Consider the following 22,867-nt stretch of genomic DNA (forward strand, 5'->3'; position numbering starts at 1 on the left):
AATGTATCAACATTTTTAATTATCTTAACCTCAGTAACTTTACTATTATGAAGACAGAAAATGAAACAGTGGCAGACGAAAAAATTATTTTAGGAAGCAAAATTGAGAGTCTAGAAAAAGAACTTGCTGATACAAGAGCACAACTGCAGTTAACTAATGAAGATCTAAAATTATTTAAAGAAGAACTGTTTAACAAAAATGAAGAATTACAAGAGGTCAATAAAAGATTTGAAATTGTAAATGGTAAATATCAAAGCAGATTAGACAAGGTAGAAAGACTGAATACAGATCTTGATAATTTGATGAACAGTACAAAATTAGGTACTATATTTTTGGACCTAGATTTTAAAATTAGAAGATTTTCTCCAACTATTAAGGAGTTTTTTAGCATTACAGAAAATGATATCGGTAAACCAATAGAAAATTATAATTCATTTTTAGGCGAGGATGATAATGAACAATTACAAGATAGAATTCAGAAAGTAATTATTGATGGAGTTATATTAGAAAAAGAAATTGAAATAAATAATAAGTGGTACATCAAAAGAAAAACACCTTATTTTAATGTACTTAAACAAATTGAAGGTTGTGTTATTTCATTTATAGACATTACAAGTCAAAAAGTGTTAGAAAATAGATTGACCGAAAATGTAAAATTTTTGAATAACGTAAACAGTGTAATACCTGTGGCACTTTATATATATAATCAGCATACTTCTGCAAACGAATATGCTAATGGTGTTTTAGAGAGAATTATAGGTTATTCTCCAAAAGAGGTTCAAGAAATGGGAGAAAATTTCTTAAGTTCTGTTTTTCATCCTGAAGACTTACCTAAGTTAAATCCGTATTTGGATCAAATTAATAATTCAAAAGAAGGGGTGGTTCATGAGCTAGAATATAGAATGAAACATAAAAAAGGTCATTATGTTTGGTTATTGGCCAGAGATACTATTTATGATAGAGTACCGAATACCGATAAAGTTAGACATATTGGTATTGCAATGGATATTACCAATATTAAACAAAGTGAAGAGGAATTAAAAGAAGCTAACTTAACGTATAATACAGTAGTTGAGGCATCTATGGCAGGTTATTGGGATTGGGATCTAAAAAACGAAATATTTTTTATGAGTCCCACTTTCAAAAAAATGTTTGGATATGAAGAAAATGAGGCTCCCAATACATATGAATGGGTAACAAGTGTAATGCATCCTGAAGATTTTCCAATAGCCTTAAAAAGTCTTAATAAACATATCGAATCTAGAGGTAAAATGCCTTATAATAATGATATTCGATATTTTCATAAAGATGGATCTATTATTTGGGTAAATTGTATTGGTAATGTAATTGATTGGGATGAGGATGGTAATCCTCAAAGAATGACTGGTTGTCATATAGATATCACTTCATTAAAAAAGTCTGAAAAACAATTAAAAAATTCGAACCAAAAACTTGAAGTTAAGGTAAAAGAGCGAACCATAGAGTTAGAAAAAGCACTAGATAAATTTCATAATTTATACAATTATGCTCCTGATATGTTTCTTTCTGTTAGTGCAAAAACTGCAAATATTATTGAATGTAACAATACTTTTCTCGTAAAATTTGGATATAAGAAACAAGATATAATTGGTCATAAAGTTTTCAATTTTATATCGGAAGAATTTATTGATAAGGCGAAAGAGACTTTTAAAAGTTTTAAAAAATATGGTTTTGTAAAAGAATTTAGTTTAAGAATGAAATGTAAAGATGGTAACCCATTAGATGTTGTGTTAAATGCAAGCGCTATGAGAGATGAAAATGGTGAAATCATTAATAGTTATTCTTCACTTAGAGATGTGACTCAGTTAAATAGAGTAGTTAAAGATTTAGAAGAACTTACTTATGTTACTAGTCACGATTTAAAGGCACCAATTTCAAACATTAGTTCTTATGTATCTCTTTTAAAAGAGGATGATACTATAACAGATTCAATATCTAAAGAAGCAATAAATTGGATAGATCAAAATGTTGATAATGCAGAAAGAACTCTTAAAAACTTAGTGTCTGTTACAAAAGCCAGAACTTTGGTATTGGAGAATATAACAACTATTAATTTAGAAGAGTCTACAAAAGAAATTTTAGTAGTTTTAAGCTCATCCATAGAAAATAGTGGGGCTAAAATTACCTACGATTTTAATAAATGTAAAACAATAGATTTTTCTAAAGCACATTTAATTAGTATGCTTCAAAACGTTATTGAAAATGCTATAAAATATAGGCATACTGATAGAACGCCAGAAATTCATATTCAATCATGTATAGATAACGATAGTTTTTATTGTATTTGTATTTCAGACAATGGTATAGGTATCGATTTAGATGAACACAAAGACCAAGTTTTTGGTTTATTTAGAAGAGCAAATGCTGATGTAAAAGGTAGTGGTTTGGCCTTGTATATTATAAGAAAAGTGCTGGAGAAATCAGGAGGTAAAATTGAAGTGGATTCTATTTTAGGAGAGGGAAGTACATTTAAGTTGTATTTTAAAAAATAGAAAGTTTTGAAAAAGCTGAATTGTATATTATTGATAGATGATGATGAATCAACTAATAGATTTCATGAAATTATTATAAAACAAATTAATCTTACAGATACAGTTGTTAAAGCTAAAAATGGCAAAGGTGCATTAGATGTTTTAACAAATCCTAAAAACAGCATTGAGCCTGATCTAATTTTTTTAGATTTAAATATGCCAGTGATGGATGGTTTTCGTTTTATAGAGCTGTATACAGGAACTAAAAATTTTAAAGAAAAAAGACCTAAAATTGTGGTTTTATCAACCTCGTTAATAGATGAAGAAAAAGAAAAAATAGAATCTAATGACGAAATTGATATGTTTTTAAACAAACCATTAACGAAGAAAAGGATTGCCAATTTAATGACTAATTTCTGGCAGTAAACTATCCTTTAGGAAAACTTATATAAAATGTAGTGCCTTTATTGGGTGCAGAATCTAACCAAATTTTACCATTGTAAAGTTTGGTTATTTTTTTTGCTTGCGCCAAACCAATACCTACACCATCAAATTCTTCATCTGGGTGTAGTGTTTTAAAAATTTCAAAAATAGTGTCAAATTGGTCCTTTGCAATTCCAATTCCATTATCAGCAATGGTGTACAAATAATTGTTGTCTTTAATTTCTGATGTAACTATAATTTTCGGTAAGCTACCTTCCTTATGATACTTTACTGCGTTTTCTATGATGTTTAAAAAGAGCAAATAAAAATCATTTTTAATTCCTTCAATTTCATGATCTATTAAATTAAAGGATAAGTCAGCATTTGAAGTTACAATTTGTTGGTATATGGCATCTTTAACATCAGTTAAAACCTCTTTTAGAAAAACCTTTTCAGATTTCTTAGAAGTACCAATTAAAGACAAATCTAACAGAGAAGTAATATAGCTTTTCATTTTGGCAGTAGACTTGCTAATTACTTTTAGGCTTAATTTGCCAATATCATCTAACTTGTCTTTACTGCTGTCTAACAAGCTTAAGTAGGAGATAATGTTATTTAAGGGTTGTTGCATGTCATGCGAAGCTAAATGAGAAAACTGTTTCAGTTCCTTATTTTGTTCAGATAAATGCTTGTTTATGGCAAGTAATTCATCGTGCTCTTTTTGCATTGCTACTAGTTGCTCCTTATAATTGTTCTCCACTTTCTGAGGTAGTATTTTCTTGTTCTAAGACTTCTTTTTCTGCTTTATCCCAAGACTTTTTTTCTTTAATTTTTTTGTAAATACGAATGCTTAGCATTAAAAGTACACCAAATAATATAATTCCAACTACACCCCAAATCCAATTAATAGCACTTTTTATAGTAACAAGAAAAACGACTGCAAATAATATTAAAGTGGCAATTTCATTAAAAATACGTAATCTAAACGCAGAATATGTTATAATATCTTTTTGAAGTTTATTGTAAATATTTTGGCAAAAACCATGGTAGAAATACAAGCCTAAAACAAACGTAAGTTTCACATGCATCCAAGGTTCAGATAAATAATATGGATTTGTATACAACATCCAAAAAGCAAAAATACTTGCTAAAATAGCAGAAGGCCAGGTTATAATATACCAAAGCCTTTTACTCATTAATTTATACTGAGTTTGCAAAATTGTTTTTGCAGGTTCTAATTTGGTTTCTGCTTCTGTATGATAAATAAATAAACGTACAATGTAGAATAAACCTGCAAACCAGGTTACTACAAAAATAATGTGTAAAGCTTTTATGTATAGAAAATCCATGTTCTAAATATATTTTAGATTTTTAATACTTAAAGTCATAAAATCAGTTTTAAATGACATTTAAGTGAAATGCAATATAAGGAATGACTTTTAATTTTAAGCTTCAATCCAATTTACTAAAACATTAACCCAATCATCATTATCATTTATACAAGGTATTGCATAAAAAGCTTCTCCACCTGCCTCTAAAAAGTCTTCTTTACCTTCCATAGCAATTTCTTCTAGAGTTTCTAAACAGTCTGATACAAAAGCCGGAGTTACAACTGCTAGTTTTTTAACACCTTCTTCTGGGTATTTTTCTAACATTTTGTCTGTGTAAGGCTGTAACCATGGATCTCCTGCTAATCTTGATTGAAATGAAACAAAATATTGATGTGGTTCTAAGCCCAAATATTCAACAACTTGCCATGTGGTTTCATAACATTGATGTTTATAACAAAATTCGTGTGCTGGAGATTCTGTTTTACAACATGTAAAATTTTTGCTATCTGAAGGGTTGCAATGGCTTTTTGTAATATCTGATTTACGTACATGTCTTTCAGGAATTCCATGATAAGAAAACAAGATTTTATCCCATTCTTTGCCCTCTAAATGATTTTTTATACTGTCTCCCAACACTTTTATATAGTCTTTTTTATGGTAAAAAGCAGGTATATGACTAAATTTCATTTGAGGAAAAAACTCCTGTCTTAATTCTTCTGCTAATACTAAAATTGTATCAGTAGTAGCCATAGCATGCTGTGGATATAAAGGAACAATTAAAACATCTGTAACGTCTTTATCATGTAATTCTTGAAGCCCCATTTTTATAGATGGCGTTCCATAACGCATTGCTAAAGCTACAGGCAGTTCAGTTTTTTCTTGAACTTTATCCAATAGTCTTTCCGATAAAACAATTAATGGAGAACCTTCATCCCACCATATCTTTTTATATGCTTTTGCAGATTTTTTTGGTCTTGTATTTAAAATAATACCCTTTACCAATATGGTTCTTAACCATTTTGGGGCATCTATTACTCTCTCATCCATTAAAAACTCTTCCAAATAGTTTCTAACATCTTTGGTTGATGTGCTTGCTGGTGATCCCAAATTTACTAATAAAACTCCTTTCATGTTTGCTGAATTTAGTTCATTTTTTATGCTGTTCTGATTTCATTTGCAGAACTTATTTTATAATGACAACTAATAATTGTTCTTTATTTTTAGTTGATTTGTTATTTCGTAAAGTGTAATGGCTAAACTGTGAATTACATTCATAGATGAATTTCTACCATACATAGGTATAGCAATAGTTTCATCTACCAAATTTATATTCTCAATTCCATTTCTTTCACTACCCAAAAGTAGTACGATTTTTTCATATTTTTTAAAATCAAAATCTTGAATATCGATACTTTTATCAGTAATTTCTATGCCTATAATGGTGTTTCCTTTTTGTTTTAATTCTTGAATGAGTTGGTCAAACTCAGAATAAGTTTGGTATTCAATTTGGTTGATGGTATTTCTGGCAGTATTAATTACTTTTCTGTTTTCTATAGAAGGGGAGTTCTCATGAAAATAGATTTTTTCTACTCCAAAACTTTCAGAAATTCGAAAACACATGCCTATATTTTCTGGAGTTCGAATAGCATCACAAACAATAGTTATTGGAAACTTTTGCTGTTGGTTTTCTACATCATTATGCGTTAACTGTTTCACTATAATTAGGTGCTATTGATTTAAACTCATTACATATTTCTTTGGTGTGGTGCCAAACTTCTTTTTAAAAGCAGCTATAAAATGGCTAGCAGTGCTGTAACCAACTTGTGTGCCCACTTCATTAACATTGTATTGGTTGGTTTCTAAAAGTCGTCTAGAATGCTCCATTTTATAATCGAATAGAAAACTGTAAACGGTATCACCATAAATTTGTTTAAACCCTTCTTTTAGTTTTTTTATATTTAAGCCTATTTCATTAGCTAATTCTTGCAAACTAGGTGGTTCTGCCATTCTAGAAATAATAATCTCTTTGGCTTGTCTAATTTTTAAAACATTCTGCTCGTCTACTAAAAAAGGACAGTATTCACCTTCTGCAGTTTCATCTTTTTGAAAATGTAAACTTAGTAATTCGTAAACTTTACCTTTTACATACAAGTCTCTTATAGAGCTATTGATGTTAGAGTTGATGATTTGCTGCAATACTATAGCAACAGTTGGTTTTATTTCTGCATCATCATAATATTTTTTGTTGCTATTTTCATCACTCAAAAAAGGAATGTAACCAGATTCCTTAGAAAACAAGGAGTGAAATTTTTCTATAGATATTAATAAAGAAATAAGCGTTGTTTTTGGCTGTATCTCTAAGTTGATTGGTAAAGTCCTTTGAGGATTGTAAAGTAATATTGATCTGTTGTCTAAAACATCAAACGAATAAGAACTGTTATTGAATAAGAATTTAGATTTACCTCGTAAACAAAAATGAATTTGAATAAAAGTGCTATCTATTTCGCGTTCAAAGCTCTCTACTTCTTTGCTTTCGTTCTGAAAATGAAGAACATAAAAACCTTTTTCTAGGTTAATTTCGTCTAAAGTACTTTCTCCGACATTTTTAAACATAATCCAATATTTATTTCAATCTGCTTTTATTTAGAATGGTTCTATATAAAATTACCGCAAATCCTTTACTGTCAACAAAAATAAGGAATTTTGAATGTTTTTATATCATTTGGCATCTAAAAAACATAGAACGTTATTTAAAGTACTTTTAGCGATATTTTTTTTTAAGAACTCTTTTTACTTTTGTACCACTTTTAAGGTTTATGTTAGAAACAGCGAAAACACATTTTTATAATATTGGCGTCAGTTACAAAAAAGCAGATGCAAATACTCGTGGTAAGTTCTCTTTATCTAAAGATAATCAGGCTGCGTTATTAGAATTAGCTAAGGCTAAAAACTTTGAAGGTGTTTTCATTTTATCTACCTGTAACAGAACCGAAATTTCTGGTTTCGCAGAACATCCTTACCAATTAATTCAATTATTGTGTCACTTCTCTGAAGGTACAGTAGAAGAATTTGCTTCTATTTCTAATGTTTATAAAAATCAAGATGCAGTGCATCACTTATTTAGAATAGGTACAGGTTTAGAAAGTCAAATTTTAGGAGATTATGAAATTGTAGGGCAATTAAGGCAAGCTTTTAAAATGGCCAAATTGCATAAAACTACTAATGCATACTTAGAAAGATTGGTAAATAGTGTGCTTCAGGCAAGTAAAAAAGTAAAGAACGATACTCGTTTAAGTTCTGGAACTACATCTGTTTCTTATGCAGCTGTGCAGTATATCATTAAAAATTTACCAGATTACAATTCGAAAAATATATTAGTTTTTGGATTGGGAAAAATGGGTAAACATACTTGTAAAAATTTAGCAGAGTATACACAAAACAAATCTGTTTGTTTGGTGAATAGAACAGAAGAAAAAGCCGCTGAGTTTGTAAAAGAACATCATTCTATAAGAAAATCGGTTATAGAAAATTTAACAGAAGAAGTGAATAATGCAGATGTGTTGATTGTTTCTACTGGTGCAGATAAACCAACTATTACAAAGCAACATATTTCAGGGGATAAAGAATTATTAATTTTAGATTTATCAATGCCAGAAAATGTAGCGAAAGATGTTACTGATTTCGACAATATTTCTTTGGTAAATGTAGATGAACTATCTAAAATTACAGATGAAACTTTGGCAGCTCGAAAACAAGAAATACCAAAAGCAGAGGCAATTATAGAAAAACATAAATCTGAATTTAATGATTGGTTAAATCATAGAAGATTTACGCCAGCCATTGCAGCTTTAAAACAATCATTAGAAACTATTAAAAACGATGAAATTAACTTTCAAAGGAAAAAAATAGCAGATTTTGATGAAAGTCAAGCAGAAATAGTAACTTCACGATTCATACAAAAAATAACAACTCAATTTGTGAAACATTTAAAAGATGAAGAAACATCTGTTGCACAAAGTTTAGAGGTCATCAATAAGGTTTTTCAATCTTAAAAACTACTTAATGCAAAAAACGATTAGAATAGGAACTCGCGAAAGTCAATTGGCTCTTTGGCAAGCAAATAAAGTACGCAAACAATTAGAAGAATTAGGTTACGTAACCGAAATTGTTCCTATAAAATCTACAGGAGATATTATTTTAGATAAGCCTTTGTACGAGTTAGGTATTACAGGAATTTTCACTAAAAATTTAGACATTGCCTTATTAAATGAAGATATAGATATTGCTGTTCATTCATTAAAAGATGTACCAACTGCATTGCCAGAAGGTATTATGCAAGGTGCAGTTTTAAAGAGAGCTAATTATTCAGATTTGCTAGTTTTAAAAGATACAGAAGAGTTTTTCGGTCAACCAGGAGGAATTATTGCTACTGGTAGTTTACGAAGAAAAGCAATGTGGTTAAATAGGTATCCAACTCATAAAGTAGAAGATTTAAGAGGAAACGTAAATACTCGTTTAAGCAAGTTAGAAAATAGCGAAACTTGGAATGGAGCTATTTTTGCTGCTGCTGGTTTAGAAAGGTTAGGTTTAAGAGAAAAAGGAGCAATACCTTTAACATGGATGATTCCTGCACCTGCACAAGGTGCAATTATGGTTGCTTGTTTAGAAAAAGATCAATTTGTAATTGATGCCTGTGAACAATTAAACCATTATGAAACCAAAGTTTGTGTGGGTATAGAACGTGAATTTCTTAGGTTGTTAGAGGGTGGATGTACAGCTCCAATTGGTGCTTTAGCTTATGTTGATGAGAAAACTCAAGAAATCAATTTTAAAGGAATTTTATTAAAAAGAGATGGTTCTAAGAAAATTACAGTAACAAAAACTGCTAAATTGGGTAGCCATAGGTATTTGGCCAAAGATTGCGCAGATTATGTAATCAATAGAGGTGGTAAAGAGTTAATGGCAGAAGATGAAGAAGTAGGTGAAAGAATAGCTTCTGTTTACTCAACCAAAAAATTATCAGAATTGCAAAAAGAAGTTTTGTCTTCTGCAATAGGTATAGAAGATAGCGATTTTATAAAAATTCGATTTAATAGAATTTCTCCTAAGGTGATGAAAAACGAAATCGAAAACGTTGTTATTACAAGTCAGAATGGAGTAGAAGCGCTTTTAAATTCATTTACCAAAGATGAAATGAAGTTTAAAAACATTTATTGTGTTGGTAGACGAACTAAAAAATTAATAGAAAACAGAATTGGTAAGGTTACTAAAGCTGCTAAAAATGCAAAAGTACTTGCAGAATATTTATCTAATGAGTTAGAAAATAAGAAAGTAACTTATTTCTGTAGTGATGTTCGTTTAGATATTTTGCCTGCTTATTTACAATCTCATGATATTGTTGTAAACGAAGTTGAAGCTTACAAAACAATGTTAAGTCCAGAAAAATTAGATGATTCAATAACTGGAGTATTATTTTATAGTCCTTCAGGCATAGAGAGTTACTTAACTAAAAACAGTGCAGATAAGATTGCATTTTGTATTGGTGAAACCACTGCAAAAGAAGCAAGAAAACATTTCGAAAATGTTCAAGTAGCTAATTTACCTAGCGTAGATTCGGTTTTAGAATTGGTGAACAGTCATTTTACATCAAACTAAGAAAATGTTTAGAACAAGAAGATTAAGAAAAACAGAGGGTATTAGAAGGTTAGTTAAAGAAACCAAACTTTCTGTAGATGATTTTATTTATCCATTATTTATAGAAGAAGGTGAAAATATAGAAACAGAAATTGTTTCTATGCCAGGTATAAAACGTTATTCTTTAGATACTATTTCTAAAGAGTTAGATGAGGTAGTTTCTTTAAATATACCAGCAGTTTTATTATTTGGTATTCCATCAGAAAAAGATGATGAAGGTACAGAGACATGGAATGATAATGGAATTATGCAACAAGCAATTCGTTTTATCAAAACCAATTATCCAAGTTTGTACGTAATTACAGATGTATGTTTTTGTGAGTATACTTCTCATGGTCATTGTGGAATTATTCATGACAATGATGTAGATAATGATGCAACTTTGGTAAATATTGCCAAGCAAGTTATATCACATGCAAAAGCGGGGGTAAATATGGTTGCACCTTCAGGTATGATGGATGGTACTATAGATATGATTCGACAATCTTTAGATAATTCTGGGTATTCAAACTTGCCAATTATGGCCTATTCAGTAAAATATGCATCAGCATTTTATGGGCCATTTAGAGATGCTGCAGATTCTGCACCAACTTTTGGTGATAGAAGAACCTATCAAATGGATCCTTCTAATAGAGATGAAGGTTTAAGAGAAGCCACTTTCGATGATCAAGAAGGTGCTGATATTTTAATGGTAAAACCAGCTTTATCTTATTTGGATATCATTAGAGATTTAAAAAATAATTTTGATAGACCTATTGCATGTTATAATGTAAGTGGAGAATATGCAATGGTTAAAGCTGCTGCAGAAAAAGGTTGGATTGATGGAGAAAAAGTAATGATGGAAAGTTTGTTGTCTATGAAAAGAGCAGGTGCAGATATTATCATCACCTATTTTGCAAAAGAGGCAGCAAGATTATTATTAAAAAGTTAAAAGCTTAAAGATGAAATTTAGTAAATCAGAAGAGTTATATCAAAAAGGATTAAAACATCTTGTAGGTGCAGTAAATTCACCTGTAAGAGCGTTTTCTTCAGTTGGTGGAAATCCTTTGTTTATAAAAAAAGCAAAAGGAAGTAAGATTGTAGATGTTGATGGAAATGAATATGTAGATTTAGTAGTTTCTTACGGACCAATGATTTTAGGTCACAGACACAAAGCTGTAGAAAAAGCGGCTAAAAAAGCCTTAAAAAAAGGATATTCTTTTGGGGCATCTACAGAAGCGGAAATTAAATTAGCAAAAATAGTTTGTGATGCGTTTCCAGAAATGGATAAAGTTCGTTTTGTGAATTCTGGTACGGAAGCTGTTTTAAGCGGAATTCGTTTAGCAAGAGCATATACAGGTAAAGATAAAATTATCAAATTTTCTGGTTGTTATCATGGGCATCAAGATGCGTTATTGGTAGCTGCTGGTTCTGGTTTAGCAACATTAAGTTTACCTGGTTCAAAAGGTGTGCCTGAAGGAGCTGTAAAAAACACGTTAATTGCAGAATATAATAATTTAGAGAGTGTAAAAAAGCACTTTGAGAATGATGATAATATTGCGGGTGTAATCATAGAGCCTATTGGTGGTAATATGGGAGTTGTAATTCCGCAAAACGATTTCTTAAAAGATTTAAAAGAATTAGCCAATAAAAACGGAGCTGTTTTAATTGCTGATGAAGTAATGACTGGTTTTAGATCTACTTTTGGAGGAGCTCAAGAAAAATTAGGAGTAACTGCAGATATCACCTGTTTAGGTAAAGTAATTGGTGGTGGATTTCCTGTGGGGGCTTATGGTGCAAGAAACGAAATTATGGAAAATGTTGCACCTTTAGGAGGCATGTATCAAGCAGGTACTTTGTCTGGAAACCCGATAGCAATGGCTGGTGGAATATCAACATTAACCGAATTGAAAAAGCAAAATCCTTATGATAAATTCGAAGAAATAGGTGCTATTTTAGAGGTTATTCTTTTAGAATCTGCTAAAAAGTATAATGTAGATTTAGTTGTGAATAGATTTGGTTCAATGATGAACCCTTTCTTCACAAAAAGTAAAGTCACTAATTTTAAAGAAGCTCAAACTTCAGACACCCAGGAGTTTGCAGTTTTCTTTTGGGAAATGATTAAAAACGGAGTCTTTTTACCTCCAAGTCAATTTGAAGCTTGGTTTTTAAATTCAGCAATCTCAGATAAGGATATTAAAATAATAGCGAATGCTACTGACAAAGCAATGTTAGCAGTTTCAAAAATGTAAGTATGATTAAGAACGATTTATTTTTAAGAGCGTTAAAAGGTGAAACTGTAGATAGACCTCCAGTTTGGATGATGAGACAAGCAGGAAGATATTTGCCTGAGTTTATGGAAATCAAAAAGAAATACGATTTCTTTACAAGATGCCAAACTCCAGAATTAGCCTCAGAAATAACAGTACAACCTATCAGAAGATATGGTATGGATGCTGCCATTTTATTCTCAGATATTTTGGTAATTCCGCAAGCTATGAATATAGAAGTGGAAATGAAGCCAAATTTTGGGCCTTATTTACCAAATCCAATTCGTTCACAAAAAGATTTAGATTCAGTAATTATTCCTGATATTCAAGATTCTTTGGGTTATGTAATGGATGCCATTAAAGCAACCAAAGAAAAACTGAATGATGAAATTCCGTTAATTGGTTTTGCAGGCTCACCTTGGACAATTTTGTGTTATTGTGTACAAGGTCAAGGTTCTAAAAACTTTGATAAAGCCAAAGAATTGTGTTTTACAAACCCAATTGTGGCACATACTTTATTACAAAAAATTACAGATACTACTATTGCTTATTTAAAAGAAAAAGTTAAAGCAGGTGTAAATGCTTTGCAAGTATTTGATTCTTGGGGTGGTATGTTATCACCTGTAGACTATCAAGAATTTTCTTGGCAATACATGCAACAAATTATTGATGCCTTAAAAGATGATGCACCAGTAATTGCTTTTGGTAAAGGTTGTTGGTTTGCTTTAAGTGATATGGCTAAATCAGGAGCTTCAGCTTTAGGTGTAGATTGGACATGTTCTGCAAGAAATGCAAGGTATTTATCTGGAGGTCAAATTACATTACAAGGTAATTTTGACCCTTCAAGATTATTTTCTTCACCATCAGAAATTAAAAAAATGGTAACCCAAATGATTAATGAATTTGGGAAAGACAAATACATTGTAAATTTAGGACATGGAATTTTACCAAACATTCCTGTTGAAAATGCAAAAGCATTTGTAGATGCTGTAAAAGAATACAAAGCAGGTTAAGAATAATGATTCAAAACATCATATTAGGAATTAAAGAATATGCAGGAGTTTTTAAACTGATGTCAGATTTAAAACTTTGGAAATATTTTATAATTCCTATGTTGATTAGCTTTTGCACAGCGATCCTAATTGGTGTAGAGGCTTATGTTTTGTCAGATAATGTTGGTGTTCATATTTCCAAAGTCTGGATTTGGGATTGGGGAAAAGAAGTTTTTTCTTCTATCAGTAATTTTATTGGTGGCTTAATTGTTTTAATCATAGGTTTAATTTTATACAAACACATTATAATGGCTTTGTCTGCGCCATTTATGAGTCCTGTTTCAGAAAAAATTGAGATACATTTTTATGGGGATGCTTCCCATTTGCATAGAAAAACTTCAAATACAGAACAGTTACTAAGGGGAATTCGAATAAACATTAGAAACCTATTCAAAGAATTAATTATAACAGTTCCTATTTTGGTTCTAAAATTTATTCCTGTTGTTAATATTTTTTCAACCATTTTACTTTTTATAATTCAGGCTTACTATGCTGGTTTTGGAAATATGGATTATACCTTAGAACGCCATTTAAACTATAAAGAAAGTGTACAATTTGTAAGCAGAAATAAAGGTTTTGCTATAGGTAATGGAATAGTGTTTATGCTATTTTTATTAATACCAATTGTTGGTATAATCATTGTTTTACCACTTTCTGTAACAGCAGCTTCGAAAAAAACGGTGCAATTAATGCACGAAAAAAATAACTTGGTTTATGAAAGATAAGTTTTATGCTTATATAGAGAATTTACAAGATTCAATTACCTCTAAGTTAGAAGAGGTGGATGGTTCTGCAAAGTTTAAAGAAGACCTTTGGGATCGCAAAGAAGGTGGAGGAGGAAGAACCAGAGTTATAGAAAATGGAGCTGTTTTTGAAAAAGGGGGTGTAAACATTTCTGCAGTGCATGGCGAATTACCAGAAGTGCTAAGAAATCAATTTAAAGTCAAAGAAGGTAATTTTTTTGCTTGCGGTTTAAGTTTGGTTTTGCATCCTAAAAATCCTTTTGTGCCAACTGTGCATGCAAATTGGCGTTATTTTGAAATGTATAATTCAACTGGAGGTATTGTTACCCAATGGTTTGGTGGTGGTCAAGATTTAACTCCTTATTATCTATTTGATGAAGATGCTGCCCATTTTCATAATGTATGTAAAAATGCTTGTGACAAACATCATTCTGAATTTTATCTGAAGTTTAAGAAAACATGTGATGAATATTTTTGGAATACGCATAGAAATGAAGCTAGAGGTATTGGAGGTTTGTTTTTTGATTATTTAAAGCATACAGAACAATTTACAATCGAAGACAGATATAATTTTGTTACAGAAATAGGTGATAGTTTTTTGGATAGTTATGTTCCAATAGTAGAAAAAAGAAAAAACTTAACATATACTCAAGAACACAAAGATTGGCAGGAGGTGAGAAGAGGTAGGTATGTAGAATTTAATCTTGTTCATGATCGAGGAACTTTATTCGGTTTAAAAACAAATGGACGAATAGAAAGTATTTTAATGAGTTTGCCACCTGTTGTACAATGGAAATACAATCATCATCCAGAAGAAAATTCACCAGAAGAAAAACTACTAAAAGTTTTAGCAAATCCTAAAGATTGGATTTAGTTTCATTGATTATTCTGTAATTAATAGGCTGTTTTATACGCTTACACTAAAGATAGTTTAATGATTTAACGTTATTTTGTTAATAATTTAATAAAAACTGATTATTGTAAATTATTTTCAATCCGAATTTTTGTGAATTTCTGTTCCTTTTTTCGTATTTTTGCAATCCAAAAAATAAACAGGAATGGCAAGATTTGAATTAAAGTTACCAAAAATGGGAGAAAGTGTTGCAGAAGCAACAATTACTTCTTGGTTAAAAGAGGTGGGAGATACTATTGAATTGGATGAAGCTGTTGTTGAAATTGCTACAGATAAAGTAGATTCTGAAGTGCCTTCTGAAGTTGAAGGAACTTTAGTTGAAATTTTATTTGAGAAAGATGAGGTTGTTGCAGTAGGTGAAACTATTGCAGTTATAGAAACAGAAGGAGGAGATACAAATAACAATGCTAGTGCCAATACTTCTGCATCTGCACCAAATAAAGAAGAGATAAAGCCTCAAGAAGTTGCTGAAGTTGAAAAAACTATAGAAAAAGCTACAGAAATTGTAGCTGCACCAATTGCTAAAACTTCAGATTCTGGAAAATTTTACTCTCCATTGGTAAGAAATATTGCTCAAACAGAAGGTATTTCTATGGATGAGTTAGAGAATATTTCAGGAACAGGTAAGGATGGTAGAGTTACTAAAGATGATATTTTATCTTATATAGAAAATAAAGACAATGCTCCACAAAAGCAAGAAGTAGCTAAGCCAAAGGTTGCTTCAAATCCTTCTGATAAGCCTGTTACTAAAGCTGCACCAGTTTCTGTAAATGGAGAAGATGAAATTATCGAAATGTCTAGAATGGGTAAACTTATTTCTAAACATATGGTAGATTCTGTTCAAACTTCTGCACATGTGCAATCTTTTATAGAAATTGATGTTACCAATATTGTTAAGTGGAGAAGTAAGGTAAAAGATGCTTATTTTAAAAGAGAAGGTGAAAAGTTAACGTTTACACCAATTTTAATGCAAGCTGTTGCTTCTACAATAAAAAAATATCCTTTGATAAACATTGCTGTTGATGGTGATAAGATTATCAAAAAGAAAAATATAAATTTAGGTATGGCTGCTGCTTTACCTGATGGAAATTTAATTGTACCGGTAATTAAAAACGCAGATCAATTGAATTTGGTGGGCATGACCAAATCTGTAAATGATTTAGCAAATAGAGCAAGAAATAACGCTTTAAAGCCAGATGAAATTCAAGGAGGAACTTACACAGTTACTAATGTAGGTAGTTTTGGTTCTGTAATGGGTACACCAATTATTAATCAGCCACAAGTTGCTATTTTAGCTTTAGGTGCAATTCGTAAAGTACCTGCAGTTATCGAAACTCCAGAAGGTGATTTTATTGGAATTAGACAAAAAATGTTTGTCTCTCATTCTTACGATCACAGAGTTGTAAACGGTGCACTTGGTGGTATGTTTATTAAAACATTAAAAGAAACTTTAGAAGCTTGGGATGTAAATCAAGATTTCTAAATCTGTAATTATTTGATTTTATAAAAAGCTTAGATTAATTTCTAAGCTTTTTTTATTTGTTTTTTAATTCAATTTTTGAATTACTGTTTTCAAACAAAGGTAAATAATCGTCTATTTTAAATGTTTTTGTATTGAATCTAGAGGTTCTATTTCTGCCTTCTTGTTGTCTAATAATACTCCTAGCAAAACGTCTTATTTCCTTTTTTGTAGTTAAAATTATGCCAGGTACAGGTACACTTTTTCCTTCATCATCTTTAGCAACCATTGTAAAGTAAGAAGAGTTGCAATGCTTAGTTTCTCCTGTTCTAATATTTTCAGAAATTACGCGTACACCAACTACCATAGAAGTTCTGCCTGTAAAGTTTATAGAAGCTTTCATAGTTAATAATTCACCAACCTCAATAGGGTTCAAAAAGTCTACTTTATTAACAGAAGCTGTTACACAATAATTACCTGAATGTTTTGATGCGCAAGCAAATGCAATTTGATCCATTAAATTTAAAATATGACCCCCATGAATTTTACCACTAAAGTTAGAATGTGATGGTAACATCAATTCAGTTATGGTTATTTGAGATTCGCCAATTTGCTTAAAATCTTTTTTTAGTTCTGCCATAAATCAAAAGTACAACTCTTTTGTATTTTATAAAATTGAGATTTGTGGTTAAATTTTAAGTCTATTTTTTCCTTTTTAGGGGTAAATTTTCCTTTTTATCAATGTTAATTATTTAAAACCAATTTAATTCTTTTGATTTGTAAGAAATTTAAAATTAATAATTTAACTTTATCAAAAATACATAATTGTCTTTTTGATAAACTATAAAGTAATATTAAATGAAGTTTAAATATATATCGATTCTTAAAAATATAGTTCCAATATTTTTTTTCTTTATTTTAAGTACTAATATATCCTCACAAGAAAAATCAATTTTTAACATTGCAAGAAAGGGTAGTTTAGAGGAGCTTAAGGCAGTAATGAAAAATGATCCTGAAATTGTTAATAAGGTTAGTAAAGAAGGTTATTCACCTCTAACTTTAGCTTGTTATTATAGTAACAATGAAGTAGCTAAACATTTGATTAATTATGTTGATGATATTGACTCTAAAAGCGGTTATGGTACACCTTTAATGGCTGCAACAGTTAAGAAAAATGTTGAATTAATTAAATTATTACTAGAGAATGGTGCAAACCCTAATATAACAGACCAAAACGGTTCTACTGCGTTGCATTTTTCTGTTATATTCAATTACACAGATATCGTAAAGTTGTTAGTGAATTATAATGCTAAATTTGATTTAAAAGATAATAGAGGTAAAACAGCCTTAGATTATGCGCAAGTCACTCAAAATAAAACCATTATTCAAATCTTAAATCCAAACTAATTATGAAAAAATCATTACTTCTTATTTTTTTAATTTCTGCATCAAGCATGATGTCTCAAGTTTTCTCTAGTGGAGAACAGACATTATTAACAAATTTATCTTTTAATATTAGAATTGATGGGAATACCAATAAAACTACTTTAACATTAAAAGGACCATCAAATGCTTGGTTTGCGATTGGTTTTGGAGCATTAAACATGAGTTCAGGAGCTGATGTTTTGAGAACTGATGGTACAACCATTATTGATGCTAAATCAAGTTCAAGAGTTAATCCACCTGCAGATACCAGTCAAGATTGGAGCTTAGAATCTAATACCGTAGATGGAAATGTGAGAACTATTGTAGCAACTAGGGATAATGATACAGGAGATTCTGATGATTTTGTTTTTAGTCCTCAAGAAGGTTCAATACCTATAATATATGCACATGGTACATCAACTAGTTATGGTTACCATGGAGGAACTAGAGGTTTTACTACAATTGGGGTCTTAAGCTCAAAACAAGAGGAATTATTGAGTTTTGAAACCTACCCTAATCCAGCTATTGATTTCGTTAACGTTCAGCTTTCAAGTGATATAATTGAAGCAGATGTTATGGTTTTTGACGTTTCTGGTAGATTAGTTAAATCACAGCAAATAAATATTGATGATACAAAATTAAACATAAGTGATTTATCTAAAGGAATCTATTTTCTAACAATTTCTTCAGATAATAAAATTGGTACTCAAAAATTTATCAAGCAATAAAATTACTTAATTTACAAAATGAACCGATTGTATTTTTACAATCGGTTTTTTATATGCCTTAATTAAAGTAAATTTGTGATGCTTTAAAACCAAAAAAATGAATTACATCTTATTCGATGGTAGTGTAAGAAATGCTTTACTGCCATTTACCTTTACAAAACCAGTGGCAGATTTAAGAATTGGTATTTTAACCATTAGAGAAAAATGGGAAAAATACTTAGGCTTAACAACTACCACCATTACAGAAGAGTATTTAGAAGAAAAATACCCAATGGTTGAGTTAGAGGAAAATATTTTGATTAACGCCTCTTTTTGTCCAACAGAAAGTTTGGTAAATCAAATTCAGAATCTTGGTAAAAACGAAGCTATTTTTAAAGGAGATGATGTAATTGCGTTTCATACTTCAGACAAACAAGAAGAGGTTGATTTTAATGATTATAAGCAAATTGATTTTAATGAAGATGTTTTACAAATTAAGAATACTTGGGATATCTTCTCGCTAAATGATAAAGCAATAGCCCAAGATTTTGAGCTTGTAACAAAAGATAGAACATCTCAACCAATTCCTGAAGGTGTTCAATATATCAACAAAGAAAACATTTTTATAGAAGAAGGTGCAAAATTGACTTTTGCTACGTTAAATGCTACAAATGGCCCAATTTACATTGGTAAAAATGCTGAAATAATGGAGGGTTGTGTAGTGAGAGGTGCTTTAGCTATGTGCGAAAATTCGGTTTTAAAATTATCGGCTAAGATTTACGGAGCAACAACACTTGGCCCTTATTGTAAAGTTGGTGGTGAAGTGAATAACTCAGTTTTAATGGGATATTCAAATAAAGGTCATGATGGGTTTTTAGGAAATTCGGTTTTAGGTGAATGGTGTAATTTAGGTGCAGATACAAACAATTCTAATCTTAAAAATAATTATGCAGAAGTAAAATTATGGGATTATGAAACAGGTAGATTTGCCAAAACTGGCTTACAATTTTGTGGTTTAATGATGGGAGATCATTCGAAATGCGGAATAAATACCATGTTTAATACAGGTACAGTAATTGGTGTTTCTTCTAATATTTTTGGAAGTGGTTTTCCAAGAAATTTTGTGCCAAGTTTTAGTTGGGGTGGAGCATCTGGATTTACAGAATACAAAACCAACAAAGTTTTTGAAGTAGCAGATGTTGTTATGAAGCGTAGAAATTTAACTTTTGATGCTGTAGAACAGAGAATTTTAGAGAACGTTTTTGAAGAAACTAAGAAATACAGAAATTATTAAATAGTATTAATTCTATATATAAAAAAAGCAGTCATTTTCATGACTGCTTTTTTATTTGATTTCAAATAATTAATTTTTGTTAATTACACTTCCAGAACCTACAGATTTTTTACTAATATCAGAAGGATTACCTTTGTAATAAATACTTCCTGAACCAACTACATTTGCTTTTATTTTATTGGCAACTGTAGTAGTTATACTTCCAGAACCTGCTATAGAGGCATTTAAAACATCAACTTTTAAATCATAGGCTTTTATGCTTCCAGAACCTGCAATAGAGCAATTTAATTCATTTGCATAACCAGATAATTTAATATTACCTGAGCCACCTATATTAGAACTTATTTCATCTGCTTCAATATCTAAAGAAATATTACCTGAGCCACCTATAGAAACTTTAAATTCATTGGTTTTAATAGTTCCTTTGCTCTTAATATTACCTGAACCACCTAAAGAAACCATTTCTATATCATCATAAGTTACAGTAACAGTTAATCTTCTTGTTGTTCTAACATTAATGTTTTTATCAAATTTAATTTGTAGTGTACCTCTTTTTACTTCTGTTTGTATATAGGGTATTAAGTTTTCTTCTCCTTCAATACTAATGTTGCCTTCTTTTCCTTTCACTAAAATTACATCAAATGAGCCTCCAATAGCAATTCCATCATAATTAGATGTAGTTCTGTCTACAGTAATTACATTTCCATTTCCTTTCACTTTTTTACTGTTTCCCCACCAGTTTTGTGCGTTTGTCGTAAAACTAAAGGCAGCAATAAATAGGGCAATTGTAATTTTTTTTAACATGTTTTATGGGTTTTTATGTTGATTTTACTTTTAAATATAGATTTCGTCTTCAATAATTTTTGGATTTTTTATCTGATCAATTTCTAATAATAAATTGTCTAAAATTTTCAAACGCTCCTCGTAGTTTTTAATCATCGCTTTAATAATTTTCTTTCTATCAGTTGCTAGAGAAAGCTTTGTAGTTAGTATAATGTAGCTTTCCTCCAAATCTTCTAAATCATTCAAAGCTTCTTCAATAATTGTTTCTGTTTCTAAACTTCTATTACTTTCTATTGTTTTTAGCTCATCATTTATTGTAGCTATAAAATAGTTCTGTATTTCTTCTACACTTGGATTTGCTTTAGCAATATCAATTTTATTTTTCTGATGATTATTACCTAACCAAAAACCAAGCACCAATACTACAGATGCTGCAACAGATAACCATTTCCAAGAAGTTCTATTCACTTTTTTAGGTTGATTCAATTTACGCTCAAAACGTTCTAAGTGTCCTGAATGTGGTTCTTGAAAATCAAAATTATTTTCAGAAAAAAAATGTTCAAATTTATCTTCCATATGCTTGCGCTTGTATATTTTCTGCAAGTAACACTTGCTTTAATTTCTTTTTTGCTCTAGAAACTGTAGTTCTTACATTTTCATTAGTGTAATTTAGAATTTGAGCAATTTCTTCATAATCAAATCCTTCAATTAAATTAAGAGTGAGCACAACTCTGTAATTTTCTTTTAAGTTTTGAAGTGTATCTAACACCATTTTAGGATTTAATCCTCTATAATCTATGGCTTCATCTTCAATTTCACTATTTGGTATCACTTCTAATTTTACTTCTTGATACCTACTATTCTTTTTTAATTGAGTTAAACTCTTATTAATTACAATTCGTTTTAACCAAGCACCAAATGCAACTTCACCTTTATACGAATGCAATTTTGTAAAAGCCGTTAAAAAGGCTTCTTGCATAATATCTTCAGCTTCAAAACTATCTTTTAAAATTCTGTGGGCTGAATTGTACATTGCTTTGTAATAGGCATTGTAAATCTTCAGCTGCGCATTTTTATCTGATGATTTGCAGCGTTCTAATAGGTTGGTTATATGTGGTTGATTAGCTTCCAATTAAAAACTTCTATACTAAAGACTAAACTGTTTTTAACTTGTGACAGTTTCTCAAAATAAATGTACTTCTTTTTAAAAAAAATTAAATTTTGATTAAGGCAATTGATGTAAATATTCTTCAGCCTCTTTGTTTGTAGGCATTTTGTGAAGATTCCACTGTAGTTGATATTCAATGCACTCTCCTAATTCCAAATGTTTCTCAGGGCTCAAAACTTCTAATTCACTAAATAAATCATTTCCAAAAATGGTAATTGATGTTCCAAAATCTGGGTATTTTGAAGTTTCATCAAACGTAAAACTTTCTATAAATAAATGATTTTCTACATAACCAGCAATCCAATGTTTTGCATCTGCTCCAATTTTCTGAGGTAACTTATTTGATGATTTTAACTTTAAAATTCCATTTTCTACAGAAATGTTTTTAGCTGCATGATTTTTTGCATCTGGCCATTTAGAAATGGTATAACCATTTTTAAAAATACTTTTATTTGCTAATTTTACATAAGCAGTGTTCGGTGTTTTAATTTTAGATAAACTCCAAATGGTTAAAGGTATTTTTGATAGTAGCGTATTTTTTGCGGATTTTACTTTGGTAAGTTTTTGACGTATTGAAACTTTACTTCCAGTATCATTTACAGTGATTTTTCTTTCTATTTGAATCCCAATATAATCACTAACAGGACTTTTTAAAACAATACCATTAGTCAAATAAGAAATAGAATAAGAACTCGCGTTTATAAAAGGATCAGGGATGTGTCTATACCCAGAAATTTCATGAAAATAATCTTCAGAACAAGGTAAAACTCTATTTCCACCCACGTTTGGAGCTTCAGTTTTGTTATTATAAAAGGTTCCATTTTTAAATAAATTACCTTTAAAATCTGAATTTTCATAGAATATATTTTCGCCATCTATTAGGCTATAGTGTAAAATTCTACCAACTTCAGGAACTACAATTAGCTGAATATCAGAATTTGAAATTTCTATGGCCTCTTTCCAACCTTTATATTCAATATTTTTTACTGTAATTGATGACATTCACTATTATTTACAAACGATATAAATATAAGTCAACTTTAGTAATAATTATGAAATGGCATATTAATTGTTTTATTTAGATGAATTATCAATCTGTTTTATGTAAATAATTGA

The 22,867-nt window shown here is 30.1% G+C and carries 23 protein-coding genes; 13 read left to right on the forward strand and 10 right to left on the reverse strand.

Annotation, left to right across the window (positions count from 1 at the left end):
- Positions 1-47: 47 nt before the first annotated feature.
- Together V7R38_RS07615 and V7R38_RS07620 are read left to right on the forward strand one after the other, a co-directional pair.
- Positions 48-2,531, forward strand: coding sequence for a PAS domain S-box protein (locus V7R38_RS07615; protein WP_334057262.1), 2,484 nt, complete (start codon positions 48-50; stop codon positions 2,529-2,531).
- A 6-nt stretch (positions 2,532-2,537) separates the two neighbouring features.
- Positions 2,538-2,936 (forward strand): response regulator, encoded by a 399-nt coding sequence (locus V7R38_RS07620; RefSeq protein ID WP_334057264.1) that lies wholly within the window; start codon positions 2,538-2,540, stop codon positions 2,934-2,936.
- Position 2,937: 1 nt separating this feature from the next.
- Here V7R38_RS07620 and V7R38_RS07625 read toward each other — a convergent pair whose 3' ends face one another.
- From V7R38_RS07625 to V7R38_RS07645, 5 genes are all read right to left on the reverse strand, one after another.
- Complete coding sequence (locus V7R38_RS07625) at positions 2,938-3,660, reverse strand: sensor histidine kinase (RefSeq protein ID WP_334057267.1); 723 nt, start codon at positions 3,658-3,660, stop codon at positions 2,938-2,940.
- 16 nt (positions 3,661-3,676) lie between these two features.
- Positions 3,677-4,282: a CopD family protein gene (locus V7R38_RS07630; RefSeq protein WP_334057269.1), complete on the reverse strand. Its 606-nt coding sequence runs from the start codon at positions 4,280-4,282 to the stop codon at positions 3,677-3,679.
- Positions 4,283-4,378: 96 nt separating this feature from the next.
- Positions 4,379-5,395 (reverse strand): ferrochelatase, encoded by a 1,017-nt coding sequence (hemH, locus tag V7R38_RS07635; protein ID WP_334057271.1) that lies wholly within the window; start codon positions 5,393-5,395, stop codon positions 4,379-4,381.
- A 69-nt stretch (positions 5,396-5,464) separates the two neighbouring features.
- A complete protein-coding gene (locus tag V7R38_RS07640; RefSeq protein WP_334057273.1) occupies positions 5,465-5,980 on the reverse strand; it encodes a TrmH family RNA methyltransferase in 516 nt (171 codons plus the stop codon).
- A 12-nt stretch (positions 5,981-5,992) separates the two neighbouring features.
- Entirely contained in the window at positions 5,993-6,877 is an 885-nt protein-coding gene (locus V7R38_RS07645; RefSeq protein WP_015480613.1) for a helix-turn-helix transcriptional regulator, read from the reverse strand.
- Between the two features lie 203 nt (positions 6,878-7,080).
- Here V7R38_RS07645 and hemA point away from each other — a divergent pair, with 203 nt between their 5' ends.
- The 8 genes from hemA (at position 7,081) to V7R38_RS07685 (ending at position 16,398) form a co-directional block, all read left to right on the forward strand.
- Positions 7,081-8,316 (forward strand): glutamyl-tRNA reductase, encoded by a 1,236-nt coding sequence (gene hemA / locus V7R38_RS07650; protein WP_334057275.1) that lies wholly within the window; start codon positions 7,081-7,083, stop codon positions 8,314-8,316.
- A 10-nt stretch (positions 8,317-8,326) separates the two neighbouring features.
- Positions 8,327-9,919, forward strand: a complete 1,593-nt coding sequence (gene hemC, locus V7R38_RS07655; RefSeq protein WP_334057277.1) for a hydroxymethylbilane synthase — start codon at positions 8,327-8,329, stop codon at positions 9,917-9,919.
- A gap of 4 nt (positions 9,920-9,923) precedes the next feature.
- Entirely contained in the window at positions 9,924-10,889 is a 966-nt protein-coding gene (gene hemB, locus V7R38_RS07660) for a porphobilinogen synthase (protein ID WP_334057279.1), read from the forward strand.
- Between the two features lie 10 nt (positions 10,890-10,899).
- Positions 10,900-12,189 (forward strand): glutamate-1-semialdehyde 2,1-aminomutase, encoded by a 1,290-nt coding sequence (hemL, locus tag V7R38_RS07665; RefSeq protein WP_334057281.1) that lies wholly within the window; start codon positions 10,900-10,902, stop codon positions 12,187-12,189.
- A gap of 2 nt (positions 12,190-12,191) precedes the next feature.
- Positions 12,192-13,220 carry a uroporphyrinogen decarboxylase gene (gene hemE / locus V7R38_RS07670; RefSeq protein ID WP_334057283.1) on the forward strand — a complete coding sequence of 343 codons (1,029 nt, stop codon included), beginning with the start codon at positions 12,192-12,194 and terminating at the stop codon, positions 13,218-13,220.
- A gap of 5 nt (positions 13,221-13,225) precedes the next feature.
- Positions 13,226-13,984 (forward strand): EI24 domain-containing protein, encoded by a 759-nt coding sequence (locus V7R38_RS07675; protein WP_334057284.1) that lies wholly within the window; start codon positions 13,226-13,228, stop codon positions 13,982-13,984.
- Positions 13,974-14,876: an oxygen-dependent coproporphyrinogen oxidase gene (hemF, locus tag V7R38_RS07680; RefSeq protein WP_334057286.1), complete on the forward strand. Its 903-nt coding sequence runs from the start codon at positions 13,974-13,976 to the stop codon at positions 14,874-14,876. The genes V7R38_RS07675 and hemF overlap by 11 nt, the downstream gene beginning before the upstream one ends.
- Positions 14,877-15,060: 184 nt before the next feature.
- On the forward strand, positions 15,061-16,398 hold the full coding sequence (locus V7R38_RS07685) for a dihydrolipoamide acetyltransferase family protein (RefSeq protein WP_334057288.1): 1,338 nt from the start codon (positions 15,061-15,063) through the stop codon (positions 16,396-16,398).
- 52 nt (positions 16,399-16,450) lie between these two features.
- On the opposite strand, the gene V7R38_RS07690 is transcribed toward V7R38_RS07685, so the two are convergent.
- Positions 16,451-17,014, reverse strand: a complete 564-nt coding sequence (locus V7R38_RS07690) for an acyl-CoA thioesterase (protein WP_334057289.1) — start codon at positions 17,012-17,014, stop codon at positions 16,451-16,453.
- A gap of 218 nt (positions 17,015-17,232) precedes the next feature.
- Here V7R38_RS07690 and V7R38_RS07695 point away from each other — a divergent pair, with 218 nt between their 5' ends.
- From V7R38_RS07695 to V7R38_RS07705, 3 genes are all read left to right on the forward strand, one after another.
- Entirely contained in the window at positions 17,233-17,781 is a 549-nt protein-coding gene (locus V7R38_RS07695; RefSeq protein ID WP_334057290.1) for an ankyrin repeat domain-containing protein, read from the forward strand.
- Between the two features lie 2 nt (positions 17,782-17,783).
- Complete coding sequence (locus V7R38_RS07700) at positions 17,784-18,527, forward strand: T9SS type A sorting domain-containing protein (protein ID WP_334057291.1); 744 nt, start codon at positions 17,784-17,786, stop codon at positions 18,525-18,527.
- A gap of 97 nt (positions 18,528-18,624) precedes the next feature.
- Positions 18,625-19,800, forward strand: coding sequence for a GlmU family protein (locus tag V7R38_RS07705; RefSeq protein ID WP_015480601.1), 1,176 nt, complete (start codon positions 18,625-18,627; stop codon positions 19,798-19,800).
- Positions 19,801-19,869: 69 nt separating this feature from the next.
- On the opposite strand, the gene V7R38_RS07710 is transcribed toward V7R38_RS07705, so the two are convergent.
- The 4 genes from V7R38_RS07710 to V7R38_RS07725 all read right to left on the reverse strand — a co-directional run bounded on the left by V7R38_RS07710 (position 19,870) and on the right by V7R38_RS07725 (position 22,753).
- Complete coding sequence (locus tag V7R38_RS07710) at positions 19,870-20,604, reverse strand: head GIN domain-containing protein (RefSeq protein WP_334057294.1); 735 nt, start codon at positions 20,602-20,604, stop codon at positions 19,870-19,872.
- A 30-nt stretch (positions 20,605-20,634) separates the two neighbouring features.
- The gene (locus V7R38_RS07715; protein WP_334057295.1) at positions 20,635-21,159 is read right to left on the reverse strand and encodes a hypothetical protein; all 525 of its coding nucleotides are present in this window, start codon (positions 21,157-21,159) and stop codon (positions 20,635-20,637) included.
- The gene (locus tag V7R38_RS07720) at positions 21,149-21,715 is read right to left on the reverse strand and encodes an RNA polymerase sigma factor (protein WP_334057296.1); all 567 of its coding nucleotides are present in this window, start codon (positions 21,713-21,715) and stop codon (positions 21,149-21,151) included. Before V7R38_RS07720 ends, V7R38_RS07715 begins: the two co-directional genes overlap by 11 nt.
- Positions 21,716-21,808: 93 nt before the next feature.
- Complete coding sequence (locus tag V7R38_RS07725; RefSeq protein WP_334057297.1) at positions 21,809-22,753, reverse strand: hypothetical protein; 945 nt, start codon at positions 22,751-22,753, stop codon at positions 21,809-21,811.
- Between the last annotated feature and the right edge of the window lie 114 nt (positions 22,754-22,867).

Source organism: Polaribacter sp. P097 (assembly GCF_036864555.1).
Classification (GTDB): domain Bacteria; phylum Bacteroidota; class Bacteroidia; order Flavobacteriales; family Flavobacteriaceae; genus Polaribacter.